This window comes from Mammaliicoccus stepanovicii (genome assembly GCF_002902525.1).
Lineage (GTDB): Bacteria > Bacillota > Bacilli > Staphylococcales > Staphylococcaceae > Mammaliicoccus > Mammaliicoccus stepanovicii.
Genome location: NZ_PPQZ01000030.1, coordinates 1 through 23,615 on the forward strand (window position 1 = coordinate 1; position 23,615 = coordinate 23,615).

Genomic DNA, 23,615 nt, shown 5'->3' on the forward strand with positions numbered 1-23,615 from the left:
AAATTTAATAAGTGCTTATAATTTATTGGTTATACTTACATAAAAAATAAATAAAATCTCTTAACTTGTTAAATAACAACTCACAAGTTAAGAGATTTTGTAGAAAATATATTTAGAATTTTTTTCTTAAATGAATAATAAATGCTGGTGTTACAAATAATACTAAAATAAATGAAATCGGTGTTATAAACACTGAGAATTGTGATGTCTGAATAGAAGACACTAAAAATGTAGTAACAAATTCAAAGAATAATGCAGAAATAACAAACAGCTTTCCATAATTATGTTTATTCTTGTAATTTGTCGTGTAATTATAATATGCATATAAAATGATAAGTAACATTAAAATAAATAACGTTAACCACTCAAACACATATTGAATTTGTGAAAGTTTCCATTCACCAGATAGGAATAATCCATTTCTATTATTAAATTCGATTGAAGTAAACAAGAATAATACCGCTGTTGCTATCCATTCTATATAACTTTTCTTTAACCACTTCGGTCTTCTCATCCACTTAGGAATGTCTTCGTCTTCGATTTTAACGATTTCTTTCCATTTATTATTTCGTCGATGTCTCTTAGCCTTTACTTCTTCAGAGTTATATTTTTCTAATGTTGTCTGTTTTAAATTTTGTAATTTACCGTAAAATGTTTGAGACATGCTAAATACTTTGCTTGCAATCTTGTTATTTTTAACTCTGGAGTATTTTTCTTCATTAATCATTTCAATATCTTCGTCGCTGACAGGTAAAGCTCTTCTTAAATATAAACTAATCCAGACTGACATCTGACTAAAACACCATAAAAGAATAAAGAATAAATTAACACTCATAACATCAATTGGTTTTACATTATTCGCATCAATATTATGATTCATTGCAAATTGTGAAATAAAATAACAAATGCCGTACGAGACAATAATCCATAAATAGTGTTTTTTACGATATTTTGGATTTAATTCATTTTTATAAACGACATAACCAATATGAATTCCAAAAGGAATTATAAATAGAAATGATGCAAAACTATACACTTGAAACATCGTCATCATTATAACAATCATAAGTACAATGGTTAAACCAATATAAAAAATAGAAATATCGTAATCATAATTAGTTGTTCTTCTTAACGTACGACCTATTAACAGTACAAATATCCCAAATAAAATGATAATGATGGCAGATACGACTGGAAATCCGCCAATATAATAATGCATTATGCGTACAAGTTCATCAAAAAAAGCTACAAAAAAGTCCAAAATATTTCGAATATGGATATCGTTTGAATCTTTTATATTATAGTTTTTAATACGTGGCGCATTGAATAAAATAAGTAATCCTGTGATTACGATAAATATCCCAATAATTCTACTAAAATGAACTTCCCAGCTCTTTTTCTTTATAGCCATGTTCTTCACCTCATTGAACATTATAATTGTTTCAATTTCAATTGTCTTTAATTATATTGAAAATCAGTCCCAAGTACTAGTCAGAAGTTTAAAATATATAACTAGTTGGGTATACAATAATATCACACATTATAAAGGAGTGTTATTATGTCTCATAATGAAAATCATAAAGACGAAGCAGAAAAAGCAAAAAAACAAGAGCAAGAATCAAAAGAAAAAAATAAAAAGGGTCAAGAAGAAACTAAAGAAAATATTCAAGATACTTTCGAATAATGACTTTAATCATATTAAGAAATAAATAAACTTATGGCATAACTTGTTTAATTTTACAGGTCTATCCATAAGTTTTCTTTGTATTCATTCCAATATCCATATTGACAAATTACAAAATTAGTCTTATCGTTGTGTTAACAATTCAATATATGCACTAGGGGTGTTTTAAACTGAGACAGACATGAAAAGGTCTGAACCCTTTGTACCTGATCTAGATGATACTAGCGTAGGAAAGTGTTCGTGAACATTCAATTAATATTTTTTTATTTTATGATTACAATTTTCTGTGCGCTTCTATCTAGATATAGGAGTGCACATTTTTTATACAAAAGGAGATATAGTCATGGTAAAAAAATTAACATTATCAGATATTTTAGTAACCGTTTTAATTGGTGCCGTATTTGCAATCATTTATAAATTTTTGTGGATACCTTATGAAGTGTTGAAACCTTTAGGATTGCATTTAGAACAATCAGTATATGGACTATGGTTCATTGCAGCAATCGTTACCTATTTAATCATTCAAAAACCAGGTGTCGCTTTAATTGCCGAATTTGCTGCTGGTGCTGGTGAAACAATTGTATTAGGACAATTCGATATTCCCACATTTGTTTATGCAATTTTGCAAGGGTTAGCTTGTGAACTCGTATTCTTAGCAGTACGATATCAATCAAGAAAATTATCAGTAGCCGTTATTGCAGGGATTGCGGCAAGTATTATCACATTACCTATTGATTGGTTCTACAATTATTTAAGTGATGTTGCAACATGGAACGTCATATTAATGTTTACAATTAGAATTTTAAGCGGCGCTATCGTTGGTGGAGCACTTGGTTACGCTATTGTAAAATCACTAGATAAAACTGGTGTTACGAAATTGTTTAGACCTTCATCTAAAAAAGACTATGACTTATTATAGGAGTTTCTCAATTGTTATCACTTAAAAATTTAAGACTTAAATACCCAGACGACGATCGCATCATATTAAAAAATTTAAATATAAACATTAATGATAAAGAAAAAGTGCTTTTACTCGGTCCAAGCGGTTCAGGAAAAAGCACTCTACTCAATGTATTGAGTGGTATTATACCAAGATCACTTGATATACCGATGAAGATAGATGAAATAAACATAGATCCGTTTCCCGGTGTTATCTTCCAAGATCCTGATACGCAGTTTTGTATGCCGAAAATTAAAGAAGAATTAGCTTTCGTACTTGAAAATATGAACATACAACCAGAAAAAATGGATGACCTTATATTAAAATCTATGAAAGATGTTCATCTCAATGCTGATCCATCTATGCATGTTAATCGACTAAGTGGCGGTATGAAACAAAAGTTAGCCATTGCTTCCATACTATTACAAAAATCAAACACCCTCTTTTTAGATGAGCCAACTGCAATGTTAGATGCTCAATCAACTAAACAATTATGGGATTTAATTATCGAACATTGGGAACATCAAACTGTTGTTATCGTTGAGCATAAAGTCGATTATATTTGGAACTATGTCGATCGTATTATCGTAATGAATGATCAAGGCGTCATTACACATGATAGTACACCTAAAGATATTCTAGATAACCACATTGATATATTAAATGAATACGGTGTTTGGCATCCTTATTCTTGGTCATATGCGCCAAGTTTTAAGCCAATTGAAACATCACACAAAACGCTACTTAAAGCACAACAATTGCAAGTTTTACGAAATAAAGAAGCATTGATTCATATCGATGATTTAACTGTGAACAAAGGTGAATGGATAGCACTTACTGGCCCAAATGGCTCAGGCAAAACATCACTATTAGAATCATTAATGCAATTGATTAAATATAATGGCACCGTTTATTTCAAAGATAAACCATTAAAAAAAGTAAAAGATGCAGCGAGAAATATGTTTTTTGTCTATCAAAACCCAGAACTCCAGTTTATTGAACTAACAGTTTATGATGAAATTTTAATTAATTATATGTATCAAGACAAAGCGTCGGCACATCAAAAAACAACTGACATGTTAAATCTATTAAGACTGTATCATGTTAAAGATCAACATCCTTTTGAACTATCTATTGGACAAAAAAAGAGACTCAGTGTTGCAACTGCACTGAGTACGAATGCGGAGATTATTCTATTAGATGAACCGACATTTGGTTTAGATAGTCATAATACATTTGAACTTTTAAAATTATTTAATAACAGAGTTCAATCAGGACAAACTATTTTAATGATTACACATGAACAAGAAATTATTAAACAATATGCTACGAAGGTCCTAAACGTTCAAGACAATACATTGTTAGTTAGTGGTGGTGATTTAGATGGTCAATAATTGGAAAAAATACCACTCCTTTGTAGATCATGTTAATATTTTGACTAAAATCACTTTAGGCATTTTATTATTTTTCTATGCTATATTTATTCATAATTTTGATTTCATGTTGTATTTAACCATCATCATGTTTATATATTTAATCACTATGAGTGGTGTTCGATGGTTACCATTATTAATCGTTGTGGGAATGACACTATTCTTTGGTCTTACCTCTTCATTATTTATGATTTTTTATGGAACGGGAGAACATACAATATTCAAATTTGGTTTAATTCATATTACCGAAGAAAGTATTTTAAGAGGGCTACATGTTACAATGCGTACTTTAGTGATTTCATTCTATGGCATGGTAATACCATTTACTTCACAAATCATTTTTGTGTTCTACAGCTTTATGCAACATTTAAAAGTAAAGCCCAAAATAGCATATGCTTTCATGGCATCTATGCGTATGATTCCAATTATGTTTCATTCATTTATGCAATTAAGACAAGCATTAAAAATGAGATACGTTGTTATAGATAAACAGAATTACAAAGGACTTAAGTGGATAAACCACTTACTTATACCAACTTTAAGTCAAAGTATTAGAAAGTCACATAGACTTGCTGTAGCAATGGAAGCAAAGGGATTCACAAATCAAAAGAGAACATTCTATTACAAAGTACCATTTACAATAAAAGACCTTTACTTCATATGTCTTACAATAGCCTTAGTATTGATAGCATATTTACTCAGTTTATACTTGCCAATTACACATTTAACAGACATACGTTAACATTGCGTTATACTTGAACCGTCATCACCTTTCCCTAAAAGGCGAAGTATAGCGCAATGAAAAACACGGAGCGTAATGCTCCGTGTTTTCTATATAATATCAACATCATAAGAAAATGATTTCAAAATTTCGTAAGAATATAAGCCATTATTAATCGTAAATATAAAATATATTACTCTAATCCAAAACTAGTTGGATTCACTTCTCCACGAACAATATCACTATCTAAATCATCAATCATTTCGTGATACAACTCTTGAAATCTCTCTTCGTCATTATCTACATACCCTTCAAAAATGGTACGCTCTACATTTTCCTCATTAAAATAAAATATTTCATCCTCAATCAATCCTACAGGATATCTACACGCAGAGTAATCAAATATCATTTTTGTTCCATTTTGATTTATAATAGGACCTCGATTCAAAATCATCAATTTTTGAGATCCACCCTTTAAATAGACAATACTACCAATTGCAATCATTTCTCCACCTCTTTTATTTTTAGTATGACACGTACTTTTGTGTCGTTAATTGAGAACATGTTAATAAATGAAAATAATAATGGCATTACAATTGCACATAAGAACACGACTACATTTTGTGAATTGTAAATTATTAATCCACTCAACATAAATATGGCGAAAAAACCTGTAAATAAATAATAAAAAACAACGATAAAAATATTTTTTATTGTGGGTATCAATGTAATTTTAAATTGCTTATTCTGCTGATATTCAGTTATTGTTAATTTTTTATTTAGGTAAATTTGAAATAAAATGATGCTCAAAATAATAAATATACAAATAGAAACATTTATTATTTGGGCAAATTGAACATCCAATAAATGGACGTATTTTCTTAAAACAACACTTAAACAAATAGATAATCCTACAGACCAACTAGCAGCATTGTTTTTAGTGGGTTTTACTATATTCAACTGTTCTACTTCCTCTTTACTAATTTCGGCACACTTTTTTGGGATAAACCAATTGATCATTGGGAAAATATAAGATAGCCAGTTACTTGCTAAATCAACTAAATAATAGCTATCACCATATTGTATAATTCTGTACTTTGGATTTTTATTAATAACTTTAGACTCACATAACTTCATTACCATTTCCACCTCATTAGGTCTAAACTATTGATAACCATTATTTTTCTATTTCTTTTGTTATTAATTTAGCTCGTACTTTTGTGTCGTTAAATGAAACCATATTTGAGCAAAGAAATATAATAGTCATTAATATTAATGATATGAATACTATAATATTTTGAATATTATCTATTACCAACATCCAAAAGCTCATGAGTGAAAACAGGCCAAAAAGTATCCAAAAGAAAAAAAGAAATATTATACTTCTGATAGAAGGTATTAAAAGCAATTTCGAAGTATCTTTCTCCATAGAGATATCCAGAGATAGCTTCTTTTTTAAATACAGCAAGAAGCAAAGTGTGCCTATTAAACCTAAAAAGCAATATAAAATTATAAACACCCTTTCAAAATTAACGTCTAATAAATTTACATATTTTCGCAAAGTTACACTTAAAAATATAGATGTTCCTGCAATAAAACCAATATTTTTGTTTTTTATATCTTTTAATAAGTTCAATCTTTCAAATTCTTCTTTACTGATTTGAATACACTTCTTAGGAATAAACCAATTAATCATCGGAAAAATGTACGATAACCAATTACTAGTCAAATCAATAAGATAATATTCGGACACGTATACTACTACTTTATATTTAGGGTTTTTTACAGATAGACTTTAATTCACATTTCTTCATTACCATTTCCACCTCATTGGGTTTAAACTATTGATATCCATTATTTTTTTAATTCTTTTGTTATTAGTTTGGCTCTTACTTTTGTATCTATAATTGAGAACATGTTTGAAAATAAGAAAAAGGTTACAATCATACCCCAAATTAAAAATATAACTATATTAAATAAATTTCCAAAAGTTAAAGCATGAAAAATCATAATCGAAAAACCACCTAAAAAGGTATAAGCAAAGAAAGTAAATAGTATATTCTTTGGTGTAGGAAGTAATATAATTTTGGAGTTAACCAAATTATTAGTATAAATACTTAAGGATAACTTTTTATTTAAATGTAATAAGAATACAAATGCACATATAAACATCAAACTACAAATAATAAGAGCTAATATTTTATCTAATTGCATATCGAATAATGTGATATATTTTCGTAAAGCAACTCCTATACAAATTGCCCCACCAGCAGCCCAACTTGTAGCATTGTTTTTAGTGGGTTTTACTATATTCAACTGTTCTACTTCCTCTTTACTAATTTCGGCACACTTTTTTGGAATAAACCAATTGATCATTGGAAAAACAAATGATAACCACGTACTGGATAAATCCACTAAATAATATTTCTCATTATATTGTATAATTCTGTACTTTGGATTTTTATGAATAATTCTAGATTCACATAATTTCATTACCATTGCCACCTCATTGGGTTGATACTATCTTTTGCTTTTTCGATTGCTTGTCCTACTACATGTTCAGCTTCTTTTGCAACTTCTTTTTTTACAGACTTTACAGTGTTATTTACAATGTTTGAAACTTTATTTGTGGCATATTCTTGTATTTCTCTTTTTTTCTTTACACCTTCCACTAATTTATCTTTAGCTGTATCAATTCCATTATCAATTTTATTCCCTATCCAATCTGTTTTATCCTTTATTCCTTTCCAATTGCTTTGATAAGCCCAATCCACTGCTATTGTCGCCCCTATTCCTAATGTCATTCCTCCTATTATCGCCCAACCAACAGGGTTACTAGCTAAAGCTGCTGTTGAAATTCCTGATACAAGAGCCCCGCTCCTATCCCCGCACCAGCGGTTAAGGTATTGTGTGATATTGCTTCTCCTACTGTCTTGCCGTCGTTTGCTATATCATCATACATACCTAGTCCAAACCCTACGCCGCTTATTGCTTTACCGCCGTATTTACCGACATGTGCGATTGTACCTCTTTGCTTAATAAGAGCGTCACCGTGATTTCGTTTCACTTGCACGAATGAATTGGGTCCTTCTGGGCCTCTTACGCCACCGACTGTATTAATAAATACTCCAAATTTATGTGCTTGATAACCGCCTTGTTCTAATAGTGTTGAACTAATATCGAAACCTATGTCTCTTCCGATGCTTTTTTTATTTTTAATGATGTAGTCTTGTAAATTCATTGGTAATTCTTCTTCTGGATGTTTTGCTGCATAGGCTTTAATAATCTTTCCATCTTCTTTATTTAATTTACCGTTCTCTGCTTTTTTATCGATCTTTCTCATTTCTACATTTAAATATTTGTCATAACTTGCTTCTGCCCATTCTAGTTCTTTACCTGATGGAATATTAAATGCCTTTTTAACAGGATTCCAACTCGTTTGAACTTGTGACAACCCTTTTTGAACAACTTGTTGAAAGGCTTCAACTTCTTTGAATATCTCAGGCGATACTTGATTGAATTCACGTAGCTTTCTTAACTTTTCTTCTAGTTCATGCTTTTGTTGTTCTAAACTCGATATCATTTGTTGATTTCCTTATATTGCATCTCGATTGTTTGAAGCATGTTTTTTTAATCCTACATTTAAATCTTCTAATTGTGTAATGCGCAATTTTAATTCTTGTATATCTTCTTCAAGTTCAGATTCTTTAAGACTTTGACTATCAACTTCAGATGTATATCTTTCTACAAAAGTTTCACATGCTTCTTCTGTTAAATCACTTAATGTTTTCATACTTGTAATTAATGGCACAACGACTACACTAAAAAATTGTTTACCAGAATGATATGCTTTCCCTTTAAGGGTATCTTCGTTTACAAATTGTGTAACTGCTTCTTGTAATCCTCCGTATCCTTGATTAATATTTTTACTTAAAGCACTTACACTTGTTGCTTGATTTCTAGAGCGTTCTAGATACATATCAATACTCATACTCTTCCCCCTTTTCAATTTTCTTTATAAATTCATGATGTTTCTGTGTTTCTAATATTTCCTTTCGACCTTCTAAGGCGTGAATATCTCGAGATAGTTCATCTTGTTTCAATTTCAATTGATTTAACGTTGTATATTGTCCGGAATGAAATAGATTTATATTTTCAACTATAGAAAATTTACGTTCTCCATTCATGTACCTATTTCCTATTCTTTCATACAAATTTTCAGTAGACTTCGTGACTTCAAAGTATTCATCTATCAAATATGTCATATTATTTTTTTCTTTGACTAATAAATCTACTTGTTTTTCAGTCTCTTTAATTTTATGATTGAGCGTTTCTATTTTATTCAATGTCACCCTCCATATTATTTCGCAATATCATTTCCAATAAGTGTATCGGTTACGTCAAAGCTTTCTCCAACGTCCCTAATAGATTCATTTGCTTTTTCTATTGCACTTGTTACAGATTTATTCATTGCTAATAATTTGTCTATTGTATCGTGTGCATTTTTATTTCCATCAACAGTTGTACTTTCATCTTTATCAGGTGTTGATGTGTCACTACACATACTGACCTTATTATTAATCGCAGAATAAATCTGATATGTCTTGTTCATATCACTTTGAATCTCGCTCATCATAACCCCATCCTTTATTTAAATTTTGTGATTTCAAATTTTTTCAAGCATCAAGTAATTTCAAAACAATAGTATTCTTCCATTTTATTATTTTAGTATGTTAAATTTATTATAAATTACTGTAATTGAAATTTCTACTTCCCTTGATTTAGGCTACCTTTTACAATGTAAAATTGAATATGATAATATGTAAACAAAAATAAAGAAACAGTAGCAATTCATGATTATCATGAATTGCTACTGTTTCTTTATTTAGGTATAACAAGTGCCTTAAATCATAATTGGATGGTCTTTCCTTATAATTTATGAACAGACGTTATAATGCTTTATGTCCGATGTCGTTTCTGTAGAATAATCCGTCACTTTTAATTTTACTTACGTTTTGGTAGGCTTGTTCTTGTGCTGATTTGATTGTATTTCCTTTTCCTAATGCTATCATCACCCTACCACCAGAAGTTTCATAAATGTTGTTGTCATTCTTCTTTAAAGCACTCACATAATAGTCTTCATTAAGTTCAAATCCTGTTACAGTATGTCCTTTTTCGTAATCTCCTGGATAACCTTTAGAAGCTAATACAACGCCAACAATACTTTCGTCTTTCCATTTAAATGTAATGTCATGTTTCTGGTAAAGATTTTCTAATATTTCCATGATATCGCTATCTAATCTTGTCAGTAATACTTGTGCTTCTGGATCACCAAACCTAGCATTAAACTCGATTACTTTTGGTCCTTCATCTGTTAAAATAGCACCAATATATATTAAACCGAAATAATTGAATCCTTCTTGTGCAAGTGCTTTTGCAATAGGTTGTGCAATTTTTTGATTTGTTTCTTGTATGATTTGATTAGAAATGTGTGGTACTGGGCAATATGCACCCATTCCACCTGTATTTGGTCCTTTGTCTCCATCAAATGCTCGTTTATGATCTTGTGCTATACAATCAAATTGTACTGCATAATCATTGTTCACAAATGTCATCACTGAGAATTCTTCACCATCTAAAAACTCTTCGAACACAACTTTTTCATTTGTATTTTGATAAAGTGTTTCTACTGCTTCAAATGCTTCTTCTCTCGTCATGGCAACGATGACGCCTTTGCCTGCTGCTAATCCATCTTTTTTCAACACAATTGGAATTTTACAATGTTCTACATATTGTATGGCTTCATCTTTATGTTGAATTGTGACATATTCAGCAGTTGGAATGTTGTATTTACTCATTAATTGTTTAGCAAATTCTTTAGATCCTTCTAATTGCGCTGCAGCCTTATTCGGTCCGAACACTTTAATATTATCTTGTTCTAATACATCGGTTAAGCCATCGATTAATGGCTGCTCTGGACCGATAATTACCCATTCTATATGATGTTCATTTACAAAATTTCTAATACTTTCATGATTTGATTCTTCTATATCTGAAATAACTGTTGCTACATTTGTCATCGCATCATTACCCGGAATGACATATACGTGTTCTACATGTTTCGATTCACTACATTTTGCTGCTAAAGCATGCTCGCGTCCACCTGAACCAACGACTAGTACTTTCATCAAGTTGCCTCCTAATGTTTAAAGTGTCTCATACCTGTGAATACCATACTGATTCCATATTTATTAGCCATATCAATGGAGTCTTGATCTTTAATTGATCCTCCAGGCTGAATAATTGTCTTTATACCTGCTTTGGCGGCTGTTTCGACAGTATCTCCCATTGGGAAAAATCCATCAGATGCTAAAGCGACATTATCATTGATTTCAATTGCTCTATCAATTGCGATAAGTGCTGAACCTACTCTATTCATTTGTCCTGCACCTACACCAACTGTTTGATGATCATTCGCAAGGACAATAGCATTACTCTTTACAGATCTAACAACTTTCCATGAAAGCTCTAACGCCTTCCATTGTGCTTCTGTTGGTTCAACATCTGTTACAACTTTCATATCTTCTTTAGCAACTTGTGCGTTATCTTTATCTTGCACTAAATATCCACCTGATACAGAGACAAATTCTTGTTCATCTACTGTTTCTGACATGTCTATTTCAAGTAATCTAACATTTTTCTTAGTCGTTAAAATTTCAAGTGCTTCTTCTTCAAAAGATGGAGCAATGATGACTTCTAAGAATATAGAGTGTAATGATTCAGCTAATGCCTTCGTTACAGGTCTATTTAATGCGACAATTCCTCCAAAGATAGATTGTGAATCTGCTTCATATGCATGTTGATACGCTTCTTCTATTGTCTCTCCGACACCAACGCCACAAGGGTTCATATGTTTTACTGCAACTGCTGTTGGTTCAGTAAATTTTTTCACTAAATTTAAAGTAGCATCAGCATCTTTAATATTGTTGAAGCTCAGTGCTTTACCATGTAATTGTTTAGCACCAGCTATTGTATTTGTAGCATTTGATGTCTTAATAAATGTTGCATTTTGTTGTGGATTTTCACCGTAACGTAATGCTTCTTGGCTATCATCAAAATAATTAACAATTGCATTGTCATAGTCATTTGTATGTTTAAATACTTTAATCATTAATGATTTGCGGAACGTTTCATCAAGTGTATGTGTTTCTAATTTCTCAATAACTGTATCGTAATCTTCAGGATTAACAATTGTTGTTACATGTTTGAAATTTTTTGCTGCTGCTCTTAGCATTGTTGGTCCACCGATATCGATATTTTCAATTGCGATGTCTTCAGTTATGTCTTCTTTTTTCACTGTTTCTTTAAAAGGGTATAAGTTGACTACAACTAAGTCTATTAATTCTATACCTTGCTCTTTTAAAGCTGATAAATGTTCTGGAATAGAGCGATTAGCAAGGATACCACCGTGTACACCTGGATGTAATGTCTTTACTCGACCATCCATTATTTCTGGAAAGTTTGTTAACTCTGACACAGATTTCACTTCTACATTCGCATCTTCTAATGTTTTTTTAGTACCTCCTGTTGAATAGATATTAAAACCATTTTCGATGAGTTTACTTGCAAATTCCACTATCCCTGTTTTATCAGAAACACTTAATAACGCGTTCTTCATTGTAATGACTCCTTTATTTTATGATTTCTTTTATGACACGTGGATATAATTCATATTCTAAGTTTTGGATTCTTAACTGTAAGGTTTCTCTCGTATCTTCTGGATACACTGAACAACTTAATTGATCGATGATATTTCCAGTATCCATGCCACTATCAACATAATGTACTGTAGCGCCAGATACACGTACGCCATAATCAAGTGCTTGTCCTACAGCATCTTTTCCTGGAAAACTTGGTAATATAGAAGGGTGTATATTTAATATTTTACCTTCATATTGATTTAATAATGTTGAGCCAACAAGTCTCATGTAGCCAGCAAGTATAATCCAACTTACTCTGTCTTGAGATAATCTTGTTAACAATGCTTCTTCGTATTCTTTTTTGCTGTCATACGTTCTTGGGTCGATGATATGAACAGGTAAATTAAATCGTCTTGCTCTTTCAATACAGAAAGCATTCGGTTTATCAGTATATAACGCTGTTACTTCAATGTGATTCAAGTAACCCGCTTCAATATTTTCCATAATTTTTTCGAAATTAGAACCGTTACCTGATGCAAAAACCGCGATTTTTATCATATTGTGCCTCCTGATAAAATGACATTTCCTTCACCATTTTTAATTTCACCAATTACATATGCTTCTTCATTATTATTTTTTAGGATATTAAGTGTTTCTTCTTGTTGATTTTTATCAACAATTAATACGAAACCTATACCCATATTAAACACATTGTACATTTCATCATGTTCAATTTGTCCATTGTCTTGTAACCAATTAAAGATGGCTGGCACTTTATATGAAGTGACATCAATAACAGCATCTTTATCGTTAGGTATTGCTCTTGGTATGTTCTCGATAAATCCACCACCTGTTATATGCGACATACCTTTCACTTTCACTTTTTCAAGCACTGAAAGTACAGGTTTCACATATAATTTCGTCGGTTCCATAAAAGCATCTAAATACGTCTTTTCTTCGTTAAATTGATCATTTAAATTGACGCCACTTTTAGTAATTAAAGATCTAACAAGACTATAACCATTTGAGTGAATACCACTTGATGTAATACCGATGATGATATCACCTTCACTTACATTGCTACCATCAATATATTTGTCTTTTTCGACTGCTCCTACACAAAATCCTGCTATATCATACTCACCTTCATGATACATTTCGCCCATTTCTGCAGTTTCTCCACCAATTAATGCACAGTTTGTTTCTTTGCATCCTTGAGAAACACCTGACACGATGTCTTCGATTATTTCGGGGTTCACTTTATTTGTAGCAATATAATCTAGAAAGTATAACGGTTCTGCACCTGTCGTTAAAATATCATTCACACACATTGCAACAGCATCTATACCGATTGTGTCATGTTTGTTGTGATCAATAGCCAATTTAAGTTTTGTACCGACGCCATCTGTCCCTGAAACTAAGACAGGTTTCTTCATATTTAATTGAGATAGGTCAAATGCAGCACCAAATCCCCCTAGTCCTCCTAGCACTTCTTTTCTCATAGTACTTTGGACATGAGACTTCATTCTATTAACCGCTTCGTAACCTGCTTCAATATCTACTCCAGATGCTTTATATGCTTTTGACATTTAGATTTCCCTCTCTATCAAAGAATTGTTTGTTTGCTTTTAAATAATCTTTTTGGCGTGGACTTAAATTTGCATAATAGTTTTCTTCATAATCGTAAAGACCTGCTGGATAATCTCCAGTGAAACTTTCAACACATAAACCTTTATATGGCACATCAATATTTAATCCAATTGCGTCAATTAACCCTTCAACTGATAAATAACTTAATGAATCTGCACCAATATATTCTTTAATCTCTTCTGGAGATTTATTTGCTGAAATTAATTCAGCTGATGTTGAAACATCTATCCCATAAAAGCTCGGAAACATAAATTCTGGTGATGCAATGCGAACATGTACTTCATTAGCACCCGCGTCTTTTAACATTTTGACGATCCTTTTACTCGTTGTTCCTCTAACGATAGAATCGTCAACTAAAACTATGTTCTTATCATGTACGATATCTTTAACTGCGGATAGTTTATCTCGTACACCTTGTTCGCGTAATTCTTGAGTTGGTTGTATAAATGTTCTAGCAACATATTGATTTTTTACGAGTCCCATCTCATATGGTAAATTGCTCGCTTCAGCAAATCCTGTCGCAGCTGATAATGATGAATTAGGTACGCCTATAACCATATCTGCATTTAAAGCTGGACTTTCTTGTGCTAGTTTTTTACCTGATTCTTTACGAACAGCATGAACATTTTTTCCTGAAATTGTTGAATCTGGTCTAGCAAAATAAATATATTCCATAGCAGATATAGCAGTTGTTGTTTCTTGTGTATAAGACTCAACTCTTATGCCTTCATCGTTAATTACGACATATTCTCCTGCGTGTATATCTTGAATAAATTCAGCACCTAATACATCAATTGCACAAGTTTCACTTGCTATTACATATGCACCATTTTGCATACGACCTACAGCTAATGGTCTAATTGCATTTGGATCAACAGCACCATATAAGGCATCTTTCGTTAATAATGCAACTGTAAATCCACCTTTAATAATATTCAGACTTTCCTTTAATGCATCTTCAAAATGATCTGCTTTACTTCTTCTAATTAAGTGCATAATAACTTCAGTATCTGAAGAAGAATGGAATATTGCGCCATCTTTTTCTAAGTTTCTTCTTAAACTTTGAGCATTAATTAAATTTCCGTTATGACAAACACCAACACTCATATCATAAAAGTGATATAAAAACGGTTGAATATTCTCGATGCCTTTATTACCAGAAGTTGCATATCTAACATGGCCTATTGCGTGTTGATCATCTGTTAAATGATTCAATTCAACATCCGTAATAGCTTCAGAAAGTAATCCAAGACCTTTCTCTCCTTGTAGCCTTGAACCATTAGAACTTACAATACCAGCACCTTCTTGACCTCTATGTTGCAAACTCAATAGGCCCATGTATGTCAATCTAGCTGATTCAGGATGATTCCAAATGCCAAACACGCCACATTCTTCATTTAAACCTTTGATTTCATACATTGAGCAATTGCCCCTTTCAATTGTTCGTTCAATTTAGAAGTGTCTAATGAAATTTGTGATGACTTGTTCTTTATCGAAAATGTTTGTTCATTTGTTAAGTGACCAATCTCAACAGCATCTTCTATATTTAAATCTTGCTCTTCTTTTACGACAACAATATATCTACTTTGTGTTTCACTAAACAGTTGTCCATCCGTTAAATCAAGTTCAGCATTCAATCCTAAATTAAAGTGTGATGATAATTTAGCTAAACCAATTGCTATACCACCTTTTCCAACTGATTGAACATGTGAAACTGTACCTGTTTTAATTGATTCTCTAATTTGGCTACCACGTTTAACTTCTTTCTTTAAGTCAATTGAACTTGGTTCATGATTTACATCTTTATATAATAATTTTTCGATTTGACTTCCGCCGAAATCATCTTGCGTTTCTCCTACAAGATAAATTTTCTCTTGTTCTTTCGGTTTGAAATCATTTAAGTAACTTACATCATCAATTAGACCAACCATACCAACAACCGGAGTTGGGAAAATTGAAGTTCCTTTCGTTTCATTATATAAAGAAACATTTCCAGATACGACTGGTGTATTTAATAGTTCACAAGCTTCTGCCATACCTTTCGTTGAATCAGATAGTTGTTGATAGATTTCTTTTTTCTCTGGTGAACCGTAATTTAAACAGTCCGTCATAGCTAATGGTTGTGCGCCAACTGAAATTAAATTTCTGTATGCTTCAGCAACTACCATTTTCCCACCTTCATAAGGGTTGTTATACACGTATCTTGCTTCACCATCGATTGTTGAAGCTATTGCTTTATTTGTCCCTTCTACTCTGACAACACCTGCATTGATTCCTGGTTTTAAAATTGTGTTAGCACCAACTTGTTGGTCATATTGATCATATGCATAATGTTTAGAAGCTATTGTTGGGTGATTAATAAGTTCTGTGAATATTTCATTCACATCTATATCGTTATATTGATTATCTTCTTGATTATGTTCTTTAGCTTTACCTTCTAATATATAAACAGGTGCTTCGTCAGCTAACGGTTCCACAGGAATATCAGCATATATTTCATCTTCATAAGAAAGTACAAAACGATTTGTGTCTGTTACCTCACCTATTACAGCTGAATCAAGTTCATGGTGATCAAATAAGTCTAAGAACTTTTGCTCAGTTCCTTTTTCAACAACTAAAAGCATACGTTCTTGAGTTTCTGATAGCATCATTTCATATGGAGAAATACCTTCTTCTCGAGTTGGAACTTTCTCTAGATGTAAATGAATCCCGCTTCCACCTTTAGCAGCCATTTCTGAAGATGATGATGTTAATCCTGCTGCACCCATATCTTGAATGCCTACAAGTTCAGGATATGTAATCGCCTCTAAAGTTGCTTCCATTAATTTTTTCCCTACAAATGGATCTCCGATTTGTACAGATGGTCTCTTACTTTCTGAAGCCTCACTTAATTCTTCAGATGCAAATGTAGCCCCATGAATGCCATCTCTACCTGTTTTTAAACCTACATAAATTACAGGGTTCCCTATTCCTTTTGCTGTACCTTTTTGGATTTTATCATGTTCGATTATGCCGACACACATAGCATTTACAAGTGGATTACCATCATAACGGTCATCAAATTCAATTTCACCTGCTACTGTAGGAATGCCAATACAGTTACCATAACCACCTATACCTTTAACAACACCACTAAATAACCTGCGATTTGTTTTACTCGTTAATTCGCCGAATCTTAAACTATTTAATAATGAAATAGGTCTCGCACCAATTGATACGATATCTCTAATAATGCCACCTACTCCAGTTGCTGCACCTTGGTAAGGTTCAATTGCTGATGGATGGTTATGAGATTCTACTTTAAAAACAACCGCTTGGTTATCGCCAATGTCTACTACCCCTGCACCTTCACCTGGGCCCATTAATACATGTTCACCAGTTGTTGGGAATTGTTTTAAGAATGGTTTTGAATGTTTATAAGAACAATGCTCACTCCACATAACGGAGAATATTCCTATTTCCGTAAAATTAGGTTTTCTTCCTAAAATGCTTACGACCTTTTGATATTCTTCATCCGATAATCCCATATCACGATATAAACGTTCTTGTTCAATTTCTTCAATACTCGGTTCTAAAAACTTAGACATGTTGTTCCCTCCAACTTTCGATCATAGATTGAAATAATTTCACACCACTATCTGATCCTAACAACGATTCCATAGCACGTTCAGGATGTGGCATCATGCCACAAACGTTACCTTCTACATTCGTAATGCCTGCAATATCTTGATATGAACCATTTGGATTATCATTGTACTTAAGTATAATTTGATTATGTTTAACTAAATCCTCATACATTTCATTTGTACAATAGTAATGTCCTTCACCGTGTGCTACTGGGTAGATAACTGTTTCATTTTCTTTATAACGATGTGTGAATTTTGTATTATTATTAACAATTGTTAAATATTCATTTCTACTTACAAATAAATGACTATTATTATGTAAAAGCGCACCAGGTAATAAACCGATTTCAGTTAATATTTGAAATCCATTACAAACACCTAGAACTGGCTTGCCTTCTTCAGCAAATCGTTTAACTTCATTGATAATTGGTGCAACTCGCGCCATAGCACCTGATCTTAAATAATCACCAAATGAAAACCCTCCAGGTATTAATACACCGTCAAATCCTTCTAATGATGTTTCTCTATAATCTACATAACTTGCTTCTACACCTGATTTAGTTGCAGCATTGTACATATCACGATCACAGTTAGATCCTGGGAATACTAAAACAGCTAGTTTCATTAGACGTTCTCCTTGTCATCAAGAATTTTAAAGCTATATTCTTCAATCACTGTATTTGCAAATAATTTTTCACTCAATGTGTTAACGACATTATGAATTGTTGCTTCATCTGTTTCATCTACTGTCATATAAATAACTTTACCAACCCTAATATCATTCACTTGTTCGTAACCTAAATCGTGTACTGCTCGATTTAATGCTTGTCCTTGTGTATCTAATACTTGTCCTTGCAATGTGATATGTAATTCAATTTTCTTCATTTATAGTTCCTCCAATTTTTTATAAAAAGTTTCGTAAGTATCAATTAAAGATCCTGTATCTTCTCTATACACATCTTTATCAAAATTTTCTTTCGTATCTTTATCCCAAATGCGACAAGTATCAGGTGATATTTCATCAGCTAATAATATTTGCCCATCTTTCGTTATTCCGAATTCAATTTTGTAATCCACAAGTATCAAGTTCATGTCATCCATCAATGTACTTAACGCTTTATTTACTTTTAATGCTTCTTCTTTAATTTCTACAAGTTCTTCTTTCGATGCTAATTCTAAAAGTTCAACATGATCATCAGTTATTAAAGGGTCATTTAAGTCATCATTTTTATAAAACAATTCTAATAAAGGTTGTTTAAAAACATGTCCTTTCTCAAAGCCAAGTCTTTTACAAATAGAGCCTGCTGCTACATTTCTAACAACTACTTCTAATGGAAAAATGTCGACAGCTTTTACAAGTTGTTCCGTATCTGATATTTGTTCTATAAAGTGACTTTCAATGCCTTTTTGTGCTAATATTCCAAAAATTTTAGATGTAATTAAATTGTTTAATCTGCCTTTGCCAAACATTTTATCTTTCTTAGCGCCATTTCCAGCAGTTACTTCATCTTTGTATTCTATTCGCAATACATCTTCTTGGTCTGAAGTGAATACACTTTTCGCTTTTCCTTCATATAATAATGTCATATTAAGATTTCCGCCCTTCAAACTTGTTGTTTAATATTTTTTCATCTTGATTTATATGATCTGAAAGTTTTGTAATGTGTCCCATCTTACGATTTTGCTTATTAATTGTTTTTCCATAAATATGAACATGCCAATCAGGGTGTTTATAAAATTCACTTTGAAGTAAATCAAGATCTTGACCAAGTAAATTCATCATGATTGCTGGACTTAATAAGTTAACTTGCTTCGGTAAATGCCAACCAGCTACTGCTAATATATGTGTATCAAATTGAGAGTAATCACACGCTTCAATTGAATAATGTCCTGAATTGTGCGGTCTTGGTGCAATTTCATTTACATACAGTTCATTGTCTTCTGATACAAAGAATTCTACAGTGAATGTCCCTATGAAATGAATTTTTGACATAATTTTATTAGCTTCTTGAATCGCTTTTTCTTCTAAATCAATTCTTGCCGGTACAATTGTTTTGTACAAAATTTGATTTCTATGCTCATTTTCCTGAAGTGGGAAGTAAACAACGTGATCATAAATGTCACGCGTTACGGTTATAGACACTTCTTTATATAGCGGGATGAATTGTTCCGCCACACAATTTGTTTCATGGACAAGTTTCATAGCATCATGAATGTCACGTTCAGACTGTATAACAATTTGACCTTTTCCATCATATCCACCGAAGCGAGTTTTAATAATAAAGGGGAATCCTATTTCGTCTATTGCTTTATGAATATCGTCTTCACTCGTAATTTCTAAAAAAGGAACAATATTTACGTCTGCTGCTTGTAAAGTTTGTTTTTCTGTCAATCTGTCTTGTAATAAAGAAACAGCACTACTTCCTTGTGGAATATTAAATTGATCTGAAAGTTTATCGAGTTGTTTAGCGTCTATATTTTCAAATTCATATGTCACAACATCTGAAATTTCACAAAGTTTATTCAATGCTTCTTCATCTGAAAATTCAGCGTTAATAAATTCATGTGCTACATACTGTGCCGGACAATCTTTATCAGGGTCTAATATTGCTACCTTGAAACCCATCCTCTGTGCAGATTGGGCCATCATTTTTCCTAATTGTCCACCACCAACGATACCTATCATGTCACCTAAATTAAGGTTAGAATAAGTCATTTTGCATTTCCTCCACTTTGTTAACCAAACTTTGTTCATATTTCACTAATTGATTCTTAACATTTTCATTTGTCATCCCTATCATTCTCGCAGCTAATATACCTGCATTCTTGGCTCCTGCTTTACCAATTGCTGTTGTTGCAACTGGAATACCGCCCGGCATTTGCACGATAGATAATAACGAATCTATTCCTTTTAAACTTTTTGTTTCTATAGGTACACCAATAACTGGGGCTGTTGTTAGCGATGCAACCATACCTGGTAAATGTGCAGCACCACCCGCGCCAGCAATTATAATATCAATATTATTTTCAGTAGCACTTTTTGCGTATTCGACCATCTCAATAGGGGTTCTATGAGCAGAAACTACTTTTTTCTCATATTGAATACCAAAATAATCTAGCATCTCACATGCCTCTTTCATGATTGGCCAGTCTGAAGAACTGCCCATAATCACTGCCACTTTCATATTGATCATCCTTTCAATTAGTTGAAATAATTAAGATTTATTGTGTATATTACAGATATAGCATAACAAGTAGACGTGCTATTTTCAATGAAAAAACGAACATTTTATATAAAATATCGAAAAATGTTTGATTTATGTTCGTATTAAGGACATAATTTAGTACGTGTACAACCTTAAAGTTCGATTTATTAATAGGAGGCGTTTTTTAATGGTAGCTAAGATTTTAGATGGAAAAGAAATTGCGAAAGACTACAGAGCTAAACTTAAAGAAGAAGTAGAACGTTTAAAAAAACAAAACATAGTTCCAAAATTATCAGTTATTCTCGTTGGAAATGATGGTGCAAGTCAAAGTTATGTTAATTCGAAGAAGAAAGCTGCTGAAAAAATTGGGATGATTTCTGAAATAGTTCATATGGATGAATCATCTACAGAAGAAGAAGTATTAAATGAGTTAGAAAGACTGAATCATGATGATTCAGTGAGTGGCATATTAGTTCAAGTACCTTTACCTGACCAAGTATCAGAAGCGAAAATTTTAGAAGCGATCGACCCTAGCAAAGATGTAGATGGGTTTAATCCAATTAACATCGGAAGATTATATACTGGAGAAAGAACTTTTATCCCATGTACACCATTAGGTATTATGGAAATTTTAAAACATGCAGATATTGACCTAAAAGGTAAAAATGTAGCGGTTATAGGTAGAAGTCATATTGTAGGTCAACCTGTTAGTAAATTATTAACAGACCAAGATGCTACAGTCACACTCCTTCATTCAAAATCACAGAATACTGAAGAAGTATTAAAAAATTCAGACGTAATCGTCAGTGCAGTCGGAAGAATTCATCTTGTCACGAAAGACTTAGTAAAACCAGGTGCTGTCGTTATAGATGTAGGAAACACACCCGGTGAAGATGGTAAATTAAAAGGAGATGTAGATTTCCAATCTGTTAAAGAAATTGCGGGTGCAATCACGCCAGTTCCTGGAGGCGTTGGTCCACTCACGATTACCATGGTACTTAATAACACGTTACTCGCCGAAAAATGGAAGAACGGTATAGAATAAAAACATAAAACTAAAAAAATGAGTCTGGGACTTATTCATTATGTCCCAGACTCTGTTGTATATTGGCAGTAGATGACTGAACTGAAAATACGCTTTATATCAAGCTTTTTTCAATTCTAGTCACCCTTGCCGGGGTGGGACAACGAAATCTGTTTTGATAAAATGAGATTTCTGTCCCACTCCCATTTATTTTGATTTGAGTTTTATTACTCAATCTCCATTTTTATTTATACATTTGTGATACTCATTTTTGGACCGAATGGCTCAAAATGTACATCCGATTGATCAATATTTAATTTACTTAATTCTTCAAATATTGTATCCATAAACATCATACCGCCACATAAATAAATATCTGTATTACCGTCGATCCAATGTTTCAAGTTTTCACTCGTTAAATATCCATCTTTATCTTTCAAATGATAAGTTACTTTAACGTCGTTACTTACTGCACTTATTGCAGAAACTTCATCCTTAAACGGAATTGCTTGTTCAGTTTCATTAACATGAACAAAATGAACGTGTCTTCCTTTAAATGACTCATCTTCTAACATGGACATCATAGGCGTAATGCCTGCACCTGATGATAACAATAACAATGTTTTATTATCTTCTGATTCAACTTTAAAGTCTCCAGCCGGTGCTGAAATTTCTATCGTATCTCCAATTGAATAATTGTCATGTAAATCATGAGATACTAATCCTTTCTTATCATTAGAACCTTCTCGTTTAACTGCAAATCTTAATTTACCGTCTTCTTTAACTGAATATATTGAGTAATGTCTTAATGCTAAATTCTCATCATTTGATGGTTTAACACGTACAGTTACATATTGACCTGCTATTAACTTAGGAATTTCAATTTCTTCGACAGGTTCTACTTCAAATGATTTCATGTCATGACCTTGATCTTGGATGTGCGTAATTTTAAATGACTTAAAGTCTTCCCAAGCTGCTTTTTGGTACATTTCTTTTTCCATCGCTATAAACACACTTGCAATTTCACCATATGCTTCTTCCCAAGCATTCATTATTTCATCAGTTGCCGCATCACCTAGGACTTCTTTAATAGCTTTAAGTAAGAATTCACCCACTATTGGATAATGTTCTTCTTTTACTTGTAATGCACGGTGTTTATGTGCAATCTGATTAACATTTGGCACTATAGCTTCTAAATGATCAATATGTTTTGCAGCTGCTAAGACAGTTTGTGCTAAAGCAGTTTGCTGCTTACCTTGTTTTTGATTCGATTTATTAAATATATTTAATAATTCAGGATGTGCTTCAAACATTCTTTCATAAAATACTTTCGTGATTTCAGTTCCATATTGTTCTAATACAGGTACAGTTTCTTTTACTATTTCTCTTGTTTTTTCTGATAACATAAGAATCCCCCGTTAAAGATATATTTTAAATACATCTTTAATTGTAGAATTATTCACAAAGAATTTCAATCAAATATAGGTTTGTTAACAAAATTGTCATTTAAAGATCTACAATAACCTTTCACACTATATTTTATACGTATATTTGAGTATAATTAGTATATTAAAGGAGGAATCCGTAAATGAAACTTACTCAGTATACTGACCTGTCTCTTATACACATCT

The 23,615-nt window shown here is 32.1% G+C and carries 23 protein-coding genes, 2 pseudogenes and 1 riboswitch; of the genes and pseudogenes, 5 read left to right on the forward strand and 20 right to left on the reverse strand.

All coding sequences use genetic code 11. The features are described from left to right. Positions 1-112: 112 nt before the first annotated feature. Positions 113-1,411, reverse strand: a complete 1,299-nt coding sequence (gene auxA / locus CD111_RS05820; RefSeq protein ID WP_095088691.1) for a lipoteichoic acid stability factor AuxA — start codon at positions 1,409-1,411, stop codon at positions 113-115. A gap of 147 nt (positions 1,412-1,558) precedes the next feature. Here auxA and CD111_RS12840 point away from each other — a divergent pair, with 147 nt between their 5' ends. The 4 genes from CD111_RS12840 to CD111_RS05835 all read left to right on the forward strand — a co-directional run bounded on the left by CD111_RS12840 (position 1,559) and on the right by CD111_RS05835 (position 4,799). After that, on the forward strand, positions 1,559-1,684 hold the full coding sequence (locus tag CD111_RS12840; RefSeq protein ID WP_268234632.1) for a hypothetical protein: 126 nt from the start codon (positions 1,559-1,561) through the stop codon (positions 1,682-1,684). A 146-nt stretch (positions 1,685-1,830) separates the two neighbouring features. Further along, a riboswitch (TPP riboswitch) is annotated at positions 1,831-1,934 on the forward strand. A gap of 93 nt (positions 1,935-2,027) precedes the next feature. Beyond that, a complete protein-coding gene (locus CD111_RS05825) occupies positions 2,028-2,603 on the forward strand; it encodes an ECF transporter S component (RefSeq protein WP_095088692.1) in 576 nt (191 codons plus the stop codon). Between the two features lie 11 nt (positions 2,604-2,614). Next, complete coding sequence (locus tag CD111_RS05830; protein ID WP_095088693.1) at positions 2,615-4,018, forward strand: ABC transporter ATP-binding protein; 1,404 nt, start codon at positions 2,615-2,617, stop codon at positions 4,016-4,018. After that, positions 4,008-4,799 carry an energy-coupling factor transporter transmembrane component T family protein gene (locus CD111_RS05835; RefSeq protein WP_095088694.1) on the forward strand — a complete coding sequence of 264 codons (792 nt, stop codon included), beginning with the start codon at positions 4,008-4,010 and terminating at the stop codon, positions 4,797-4,799. The genes CD111_RS05830 and CD111_RS05835 overlap by 11 nt, the downstream gene beginning before the upstream one ends. 172 nt (positions 4,800-4,971) lie before the next feature. On the opposite strand, the gene CD111_RS05840 is transcribed toward CD111_RS05835, so the two are convergent. From CD111_RS05840 to purE, 18 genes and pseudogenes are all read right to left on the reverse strand, one after another. After that, on the reverse strand, positions 4,972-5,283 hold the full coding sequence (locus CD111_RS05840) for a DUF4176 domain-containing protein (protein ID WP_095088696.1): 312 nt from the start codon (positions 5,281-5,283) through the stop codon (positions 4,972-4,974). Further along, complete coding sequence (locus tag CD111_RS05845) at positions 5,280-5,915, reverse strand: DUF443 family protein (RefSeq protein WP_095088698.1); 636 nt, start codon at positions 5,913-5,915, stop codon at positions 5,280-5,282. Before CD111_RS05845 ends, CD111_RS05840 begins: the two co-directional genes overlap by 4 nt. 40 nt (positions 5,916-5,955) lie before the next feature. Next, positions 5,956-6,549: pseudogene (locus CD111_RS05850) on the reverse strand (DUF443 family protein); the annotation flags it as partial. An 83-nt stretch (positions 6,550-6,632) separates the two neighbouring features. Then, positions 6,633-7,271 carry a DUF443 family protein gene (locus CD111_RS05855; protein ID WP_169711997.1) on the reverse strand — a complete coding sequence of 213 codons (639 nt, stop codon included), beginning with the start codon at positions 7,269-7,271 and terminating at the stop codon, positions 6,633-6,635. Next, a pseudogene (locus CD111_RS05860) lies at positions 7,271-8,769 on the reverse strand (T7SS effector LXG polymorphic toxin). The gene CD111_RS05855 and the pseudogene CD111_RS05860 overlap by 1 nt, the downstream one beginning before the upstream one ends. Beyond that, a complete protein-coding gene (locus CD111_RS05865; RefSeq protein ID WP_095088704.1) occupies positions 8,759-9,124 on the reverse strand; it encodes a hypothetical protein in 366 nt (121 codons plus the stop codon). Before CD111_RS05865 ends, CD111_RS05860 begins: the two are co-directional and overlap by 11 nt. A 14-nt stretch (positions 9,125-9,138) precedes the next feature. Next, positions 9,139-9,411, reverse strand: coding sequence for a TIGR04197 family type VII secretion effector (locus CD111_RS05870; protein WP_095088706.1), 273 nt, complete (start codon positions 9,409-9,411; stop codon positions 9,139-9,141). Between the two features lie 316 nt (positions 9,412-9,727). Further along, positions 9,728-10,966 (reverse strand): phosphoribosylamine--glycine ligase, encoded by a 1,239-nt coding sequence (gene purD, locus CD111_RS05875; RefSeq protein ID WP_095088708.1) that lies wholly within the window; start codon positions 10,964-10,966, stop codon positions 9,728-9,730. Between the two features lie 11 nt (positions 10,967-10,977). Then, positions 10,978-12,456 carry a bifunctional phosphoribosylaminoimidazolecarboxamide formyltransferase/IMP cyclohydrolase gene (gene purH / locus CD111_RS05880; protein WP_095088710.1) on the reverse strand — a complete coding sequence of 493 codons (1,479 nt, stop codon included), beginning with the start codon at positions 12,454-12,456 and terminating at the stop codon, positions 10,978-10,980. 13 nt (positions 12,457-12,469) lie between these two features. Then, entirely contained in the window at positions 12,470-13,036 is a 567-nt protein-coding gene (purN, locus tag CD111_RS05885; RefSeq protein ID WP_095088712.1) for a phosphoribosylglycinamide formyltransferase, read from the reverse strand. Further along, positions 13,033-14,067, reverse strand: a complete 1,035-nt coding sequence (purM, locus tag CD111_RS05890) for a phosphoribosylformylglycinamidine cyclo-ligase (RefSeq protein ID WP_095088716.1) — start codon at positions 14,065-14,067, stop codon at positions 13,033-13,035. Before purM ends, purN begins: the two co-directional genes overlap by 4 nt. Then, positions 14,051-15,547 (reverse strand): amidophosphoribosyltransferase, encoded by a 1,497-nt coding sequence (purF, locus tag CD111_RS05895; protein ID WP_095088718.1) that lies wholly within the window; start codon positions 15,545-15,547, stop codon positions 14,051-14,053. Before purF ends, purM begins: the two co-directional genes overlap by 17 nt. Next, positions 15,526-17,715, reverse strand: coding sequence for a phosphoribosylformylglycinamidine synthase subunit PurL (gene purL, locus CD111_RS05900; protein WP_095088720.1), 2,190 nt, complete (start codon positions 17,713-17,715; stop codon positions 15,526-15,528). The genes purF and purL overlap by 22 nt, the downstream gene beginning before the upstream one ends. Beyond that, a complete protein-coding gene (gene purQ / locus CD111_RS05905; protein WP_095088722.1) occupies positions 17,708-18,379 on the reverse strand; it encodes a phosphoribosylformylglycinamidine synthase subunit PurQ in 672 nt (223 codons plus the stop codon). The genes purL and purQ overlap by 8 nt, the downstream gene beginning before the upstream one ends. Next, positions 18,379-18,639, reverse strand: a complete 261-nt coding sequence (gene purS, locus CD111_RS05910) for a phosphoribosylformylglycinamidine synthase subunit PurS (RefSeq protein ID WP_095088724.1) — start codon at positions 18,637-18,639, stop codon at positions 18,379-18,381. The genes purQ and purS overlap by 1 nt, the downstream gene beginning before the upstream one ends. Beyond that, positions 18,640-19,341 (reverse strand): phosphoribosylaminoimidazolesuccinocarboxamide synthase, encoded by a 702-nt coding sequence (gene purC, locus CD111_RS05915; RefSeq protein WP_095088726.1) that lies wholly within the window; start codon positions 19,339-19,341, stop codon positions 18,640-18,642. Between the two features lies 1 nt (position 19,342). After that, a complete protein-coding gene (gene purK / locus CD111_RS05920) occupies positions 19,343-20,470 on the reverse strand; it encodes a 5-(carboxyamino)imidazole ribonucleotide synthase (RefSeq protein WP_095088728.1) in 1,128 nt (375 codons plus the stop codon). Continuing rightward, positions 20,457-20,939: a 5-(carboxyamino)imidazole ribonucleotide mutase gene (gene purE / locus CD111_RS05925; RefSeq protein WP_095088730.1), complete on the reverse strand. Its 483-nt coding sequence runs from the start codon at positions 20,937-20,939 to the stop codon at positions 20,457-20,459. The genes purK and purE overlap by 14 nt, the downstream gene beginning before the upstream one ends. A 208-nt stretch (positions 20,940-21,147) precedes the next feature. On the opposite strand from purE, the gene folD reads away from it, so the two are divergent. Then, entirely contained in the window at positions 21,148-22,005 is an 858-nt protein-coding gene (gene folD / locus CD111_RS05930; RefSeq protein ID WP_095088732.1) for a bifunctional methylenetetrahydrofolate dehydrogenase/methenyltetrahydrofolate cyclohydrolase FolD, read from the forward strand. A 227-nt stretch (positions 22,006-22,232) separates the two neighbouring features. On the opposite strand, the gene CD111_RS05935 is transcribed toward folD, so the two are convergent. Next, positions 22,233-23,390 carry a globin domain-containing protein gene (locus CD111_RS05935; RefSeq protein WP_095088734.1) on the reverse strand — a complete coding sequence of 386 codons (1,158 nt, stop codon included), beginning with the start codon at positions 23,388-23,390 and terminating at the stop codon, positions 22,233-22,235. Positions 23,391-23,615: the final 225 nt, after the last annotated feature.

What these genes read in the sequence shown, in the direction of transcription:
- auxA (WP_095088691.1), bottom strand. Translation starts at nt 1,411, where the DNA reads ATGGCTATAAAGAAAAAGAGCTGGGAAGTTCATTTTAGTAGAATTATT.
- CD111_RS12840 (WP_268234632.1), top strand. Translation starts at nt 1,559, where the DNA reads ATGTCTCATAATGAAAATCATAAAGACGAAGCAGAAAAAGCAAAAAAA.
- CD111_RS05825 (WP_095088692.1), top strand. Translation starts at nt 2,028, where the DNA reads ATGGTAAAAAAATTAACATTATCAGATATTTTAGTAACCGTTTTAATT.
- CD111_RS05835 (WP_095088694.1), top strand. Translation starts at nt 4,008, where the DNA reads ATGGTCAATAATTGGAAAAAATACCACTCCTTTGTAGATCATGTTAAT.
- CD111_RS05840 (WP_095088696.1), bottom strand. Translation starts at nt 5,283, where the DNA reads ATGATTGCAATTGGTAGTATTGTCTATTTAAAGGGTGGATCTCAAAAA.
- CD111_RS05845 (WP_095088698.1), bottom strand. Translation starts at nt 5,915, where the DNA reads ATGAAGTTATGTGAGTCTAAAGTTATTAATAAAAATCCAAAGTACAGA.
- CD111_RS05855 (WP_169711997.1), bottom strand. Translation starts at nt 7,271, where the DNA reads ATGAAATTATGTGAATCTAGAATTATTCATAAAAATCCAAAGTACAGA.
- CD111_RS05870 (WP_095088706.1), bottom strand. Translation starts at nt 9,411, where the DNA reads ATGAGCGAGATTCAAAGTGATATGAACAAGACATATCAGATTTATTCT.
- purD (WP_095088708.1), bottom strand. Translation starts at nt 10,966, where the DNA reads ATGAAAGTACTAGTCGTTGGTTCAGGTGGACGCGAGCATGCTTTAGCA.
- purH (WP_095088710.1), bottom strand. Translation starts at nt 12,456, where the DNA reads ATGAAGAACGCGTTATTAAGTGTTTCTGATAAAACAGGGATAGTGGAA.
- purN (WP_095088712.1), bottom strand. Translation starts at nt 13,036, where the DNA reads ATGATAAAAATCGCGGTTTTTGCATCAGGTAACGGTTCTAATTTCGAA.
- purM (WP_095088716.1), bottom strand. Translation starts at nt 14,067, where the DNA reads ATGTCAAAAGCATATAAAGCATCTGGAGTAGATATTGAAGCAGGTTAC.
- purF (WP_095088718.1), bottom strand. Translation starts at nt 15,547, where the DNA reads ATGTATGAAATCAAAGGTTTAAATGAAGAATGTGGCGTGTTTGGCATT.
- purL (WP_095088720.1), bottom strand. Translation starts at nt 17,715, where the DNA reads ATGTCTAAGTTTTTAGAACCGAGTATTGAAGAAATTGAACAAGAACGT.
- purQ (WP_095088722.1), bottom strand. Translation starts at nt 18,379, where the DNA reads ATGAAACTAGCTGTTTTAGTATTCCCAGGATCTAACTGTGATCGTGAT.
- purS (WP_095088724.1), bottom strand. Translation starts at nt 18,639, where the DNA reads ATGAAGAAAATTGAATTACATATCACATTGCAAGGACAAGTATTAGAT.
- purC (WP_095088726.1), bottom strand. Translation starts at nt 19,341, where the DNA reads ATGACATTATTATATGAAGGAAAAGCGAAAAGTGTATTCACTTCAGAC.
- purK (WP_095088728.1), bottom strand. Translation starts at nt 20,470, where the DNA reads ATGACTTATTCTAACCTTAATTTAGGTGACATGATAGGTATCGTTGGT.
- purE (WP_095088730.1), bottom strand. Translation starts at nt 20,939, where the DNA reads ATGAAAGTGGCAGTGATTATGGGCAGTTCTTCAGACTGGCCAATCATG.
- folD (WP_095088732.1), top strand. Translation starts at nt 21,148, where the DNA reads ATGGTAGCTAAGATTTTAGATGGAAAAGAAATTGCGAAAGACTACAGA.
- CD111_RS05935 (WP_095088734.1), bottom strand. Translation starts at nt 23,390, where the DNA reads ATGTTATCAGAAAAAACAAGAGAAATAGTAAAAGAAACTGTACCTGTA.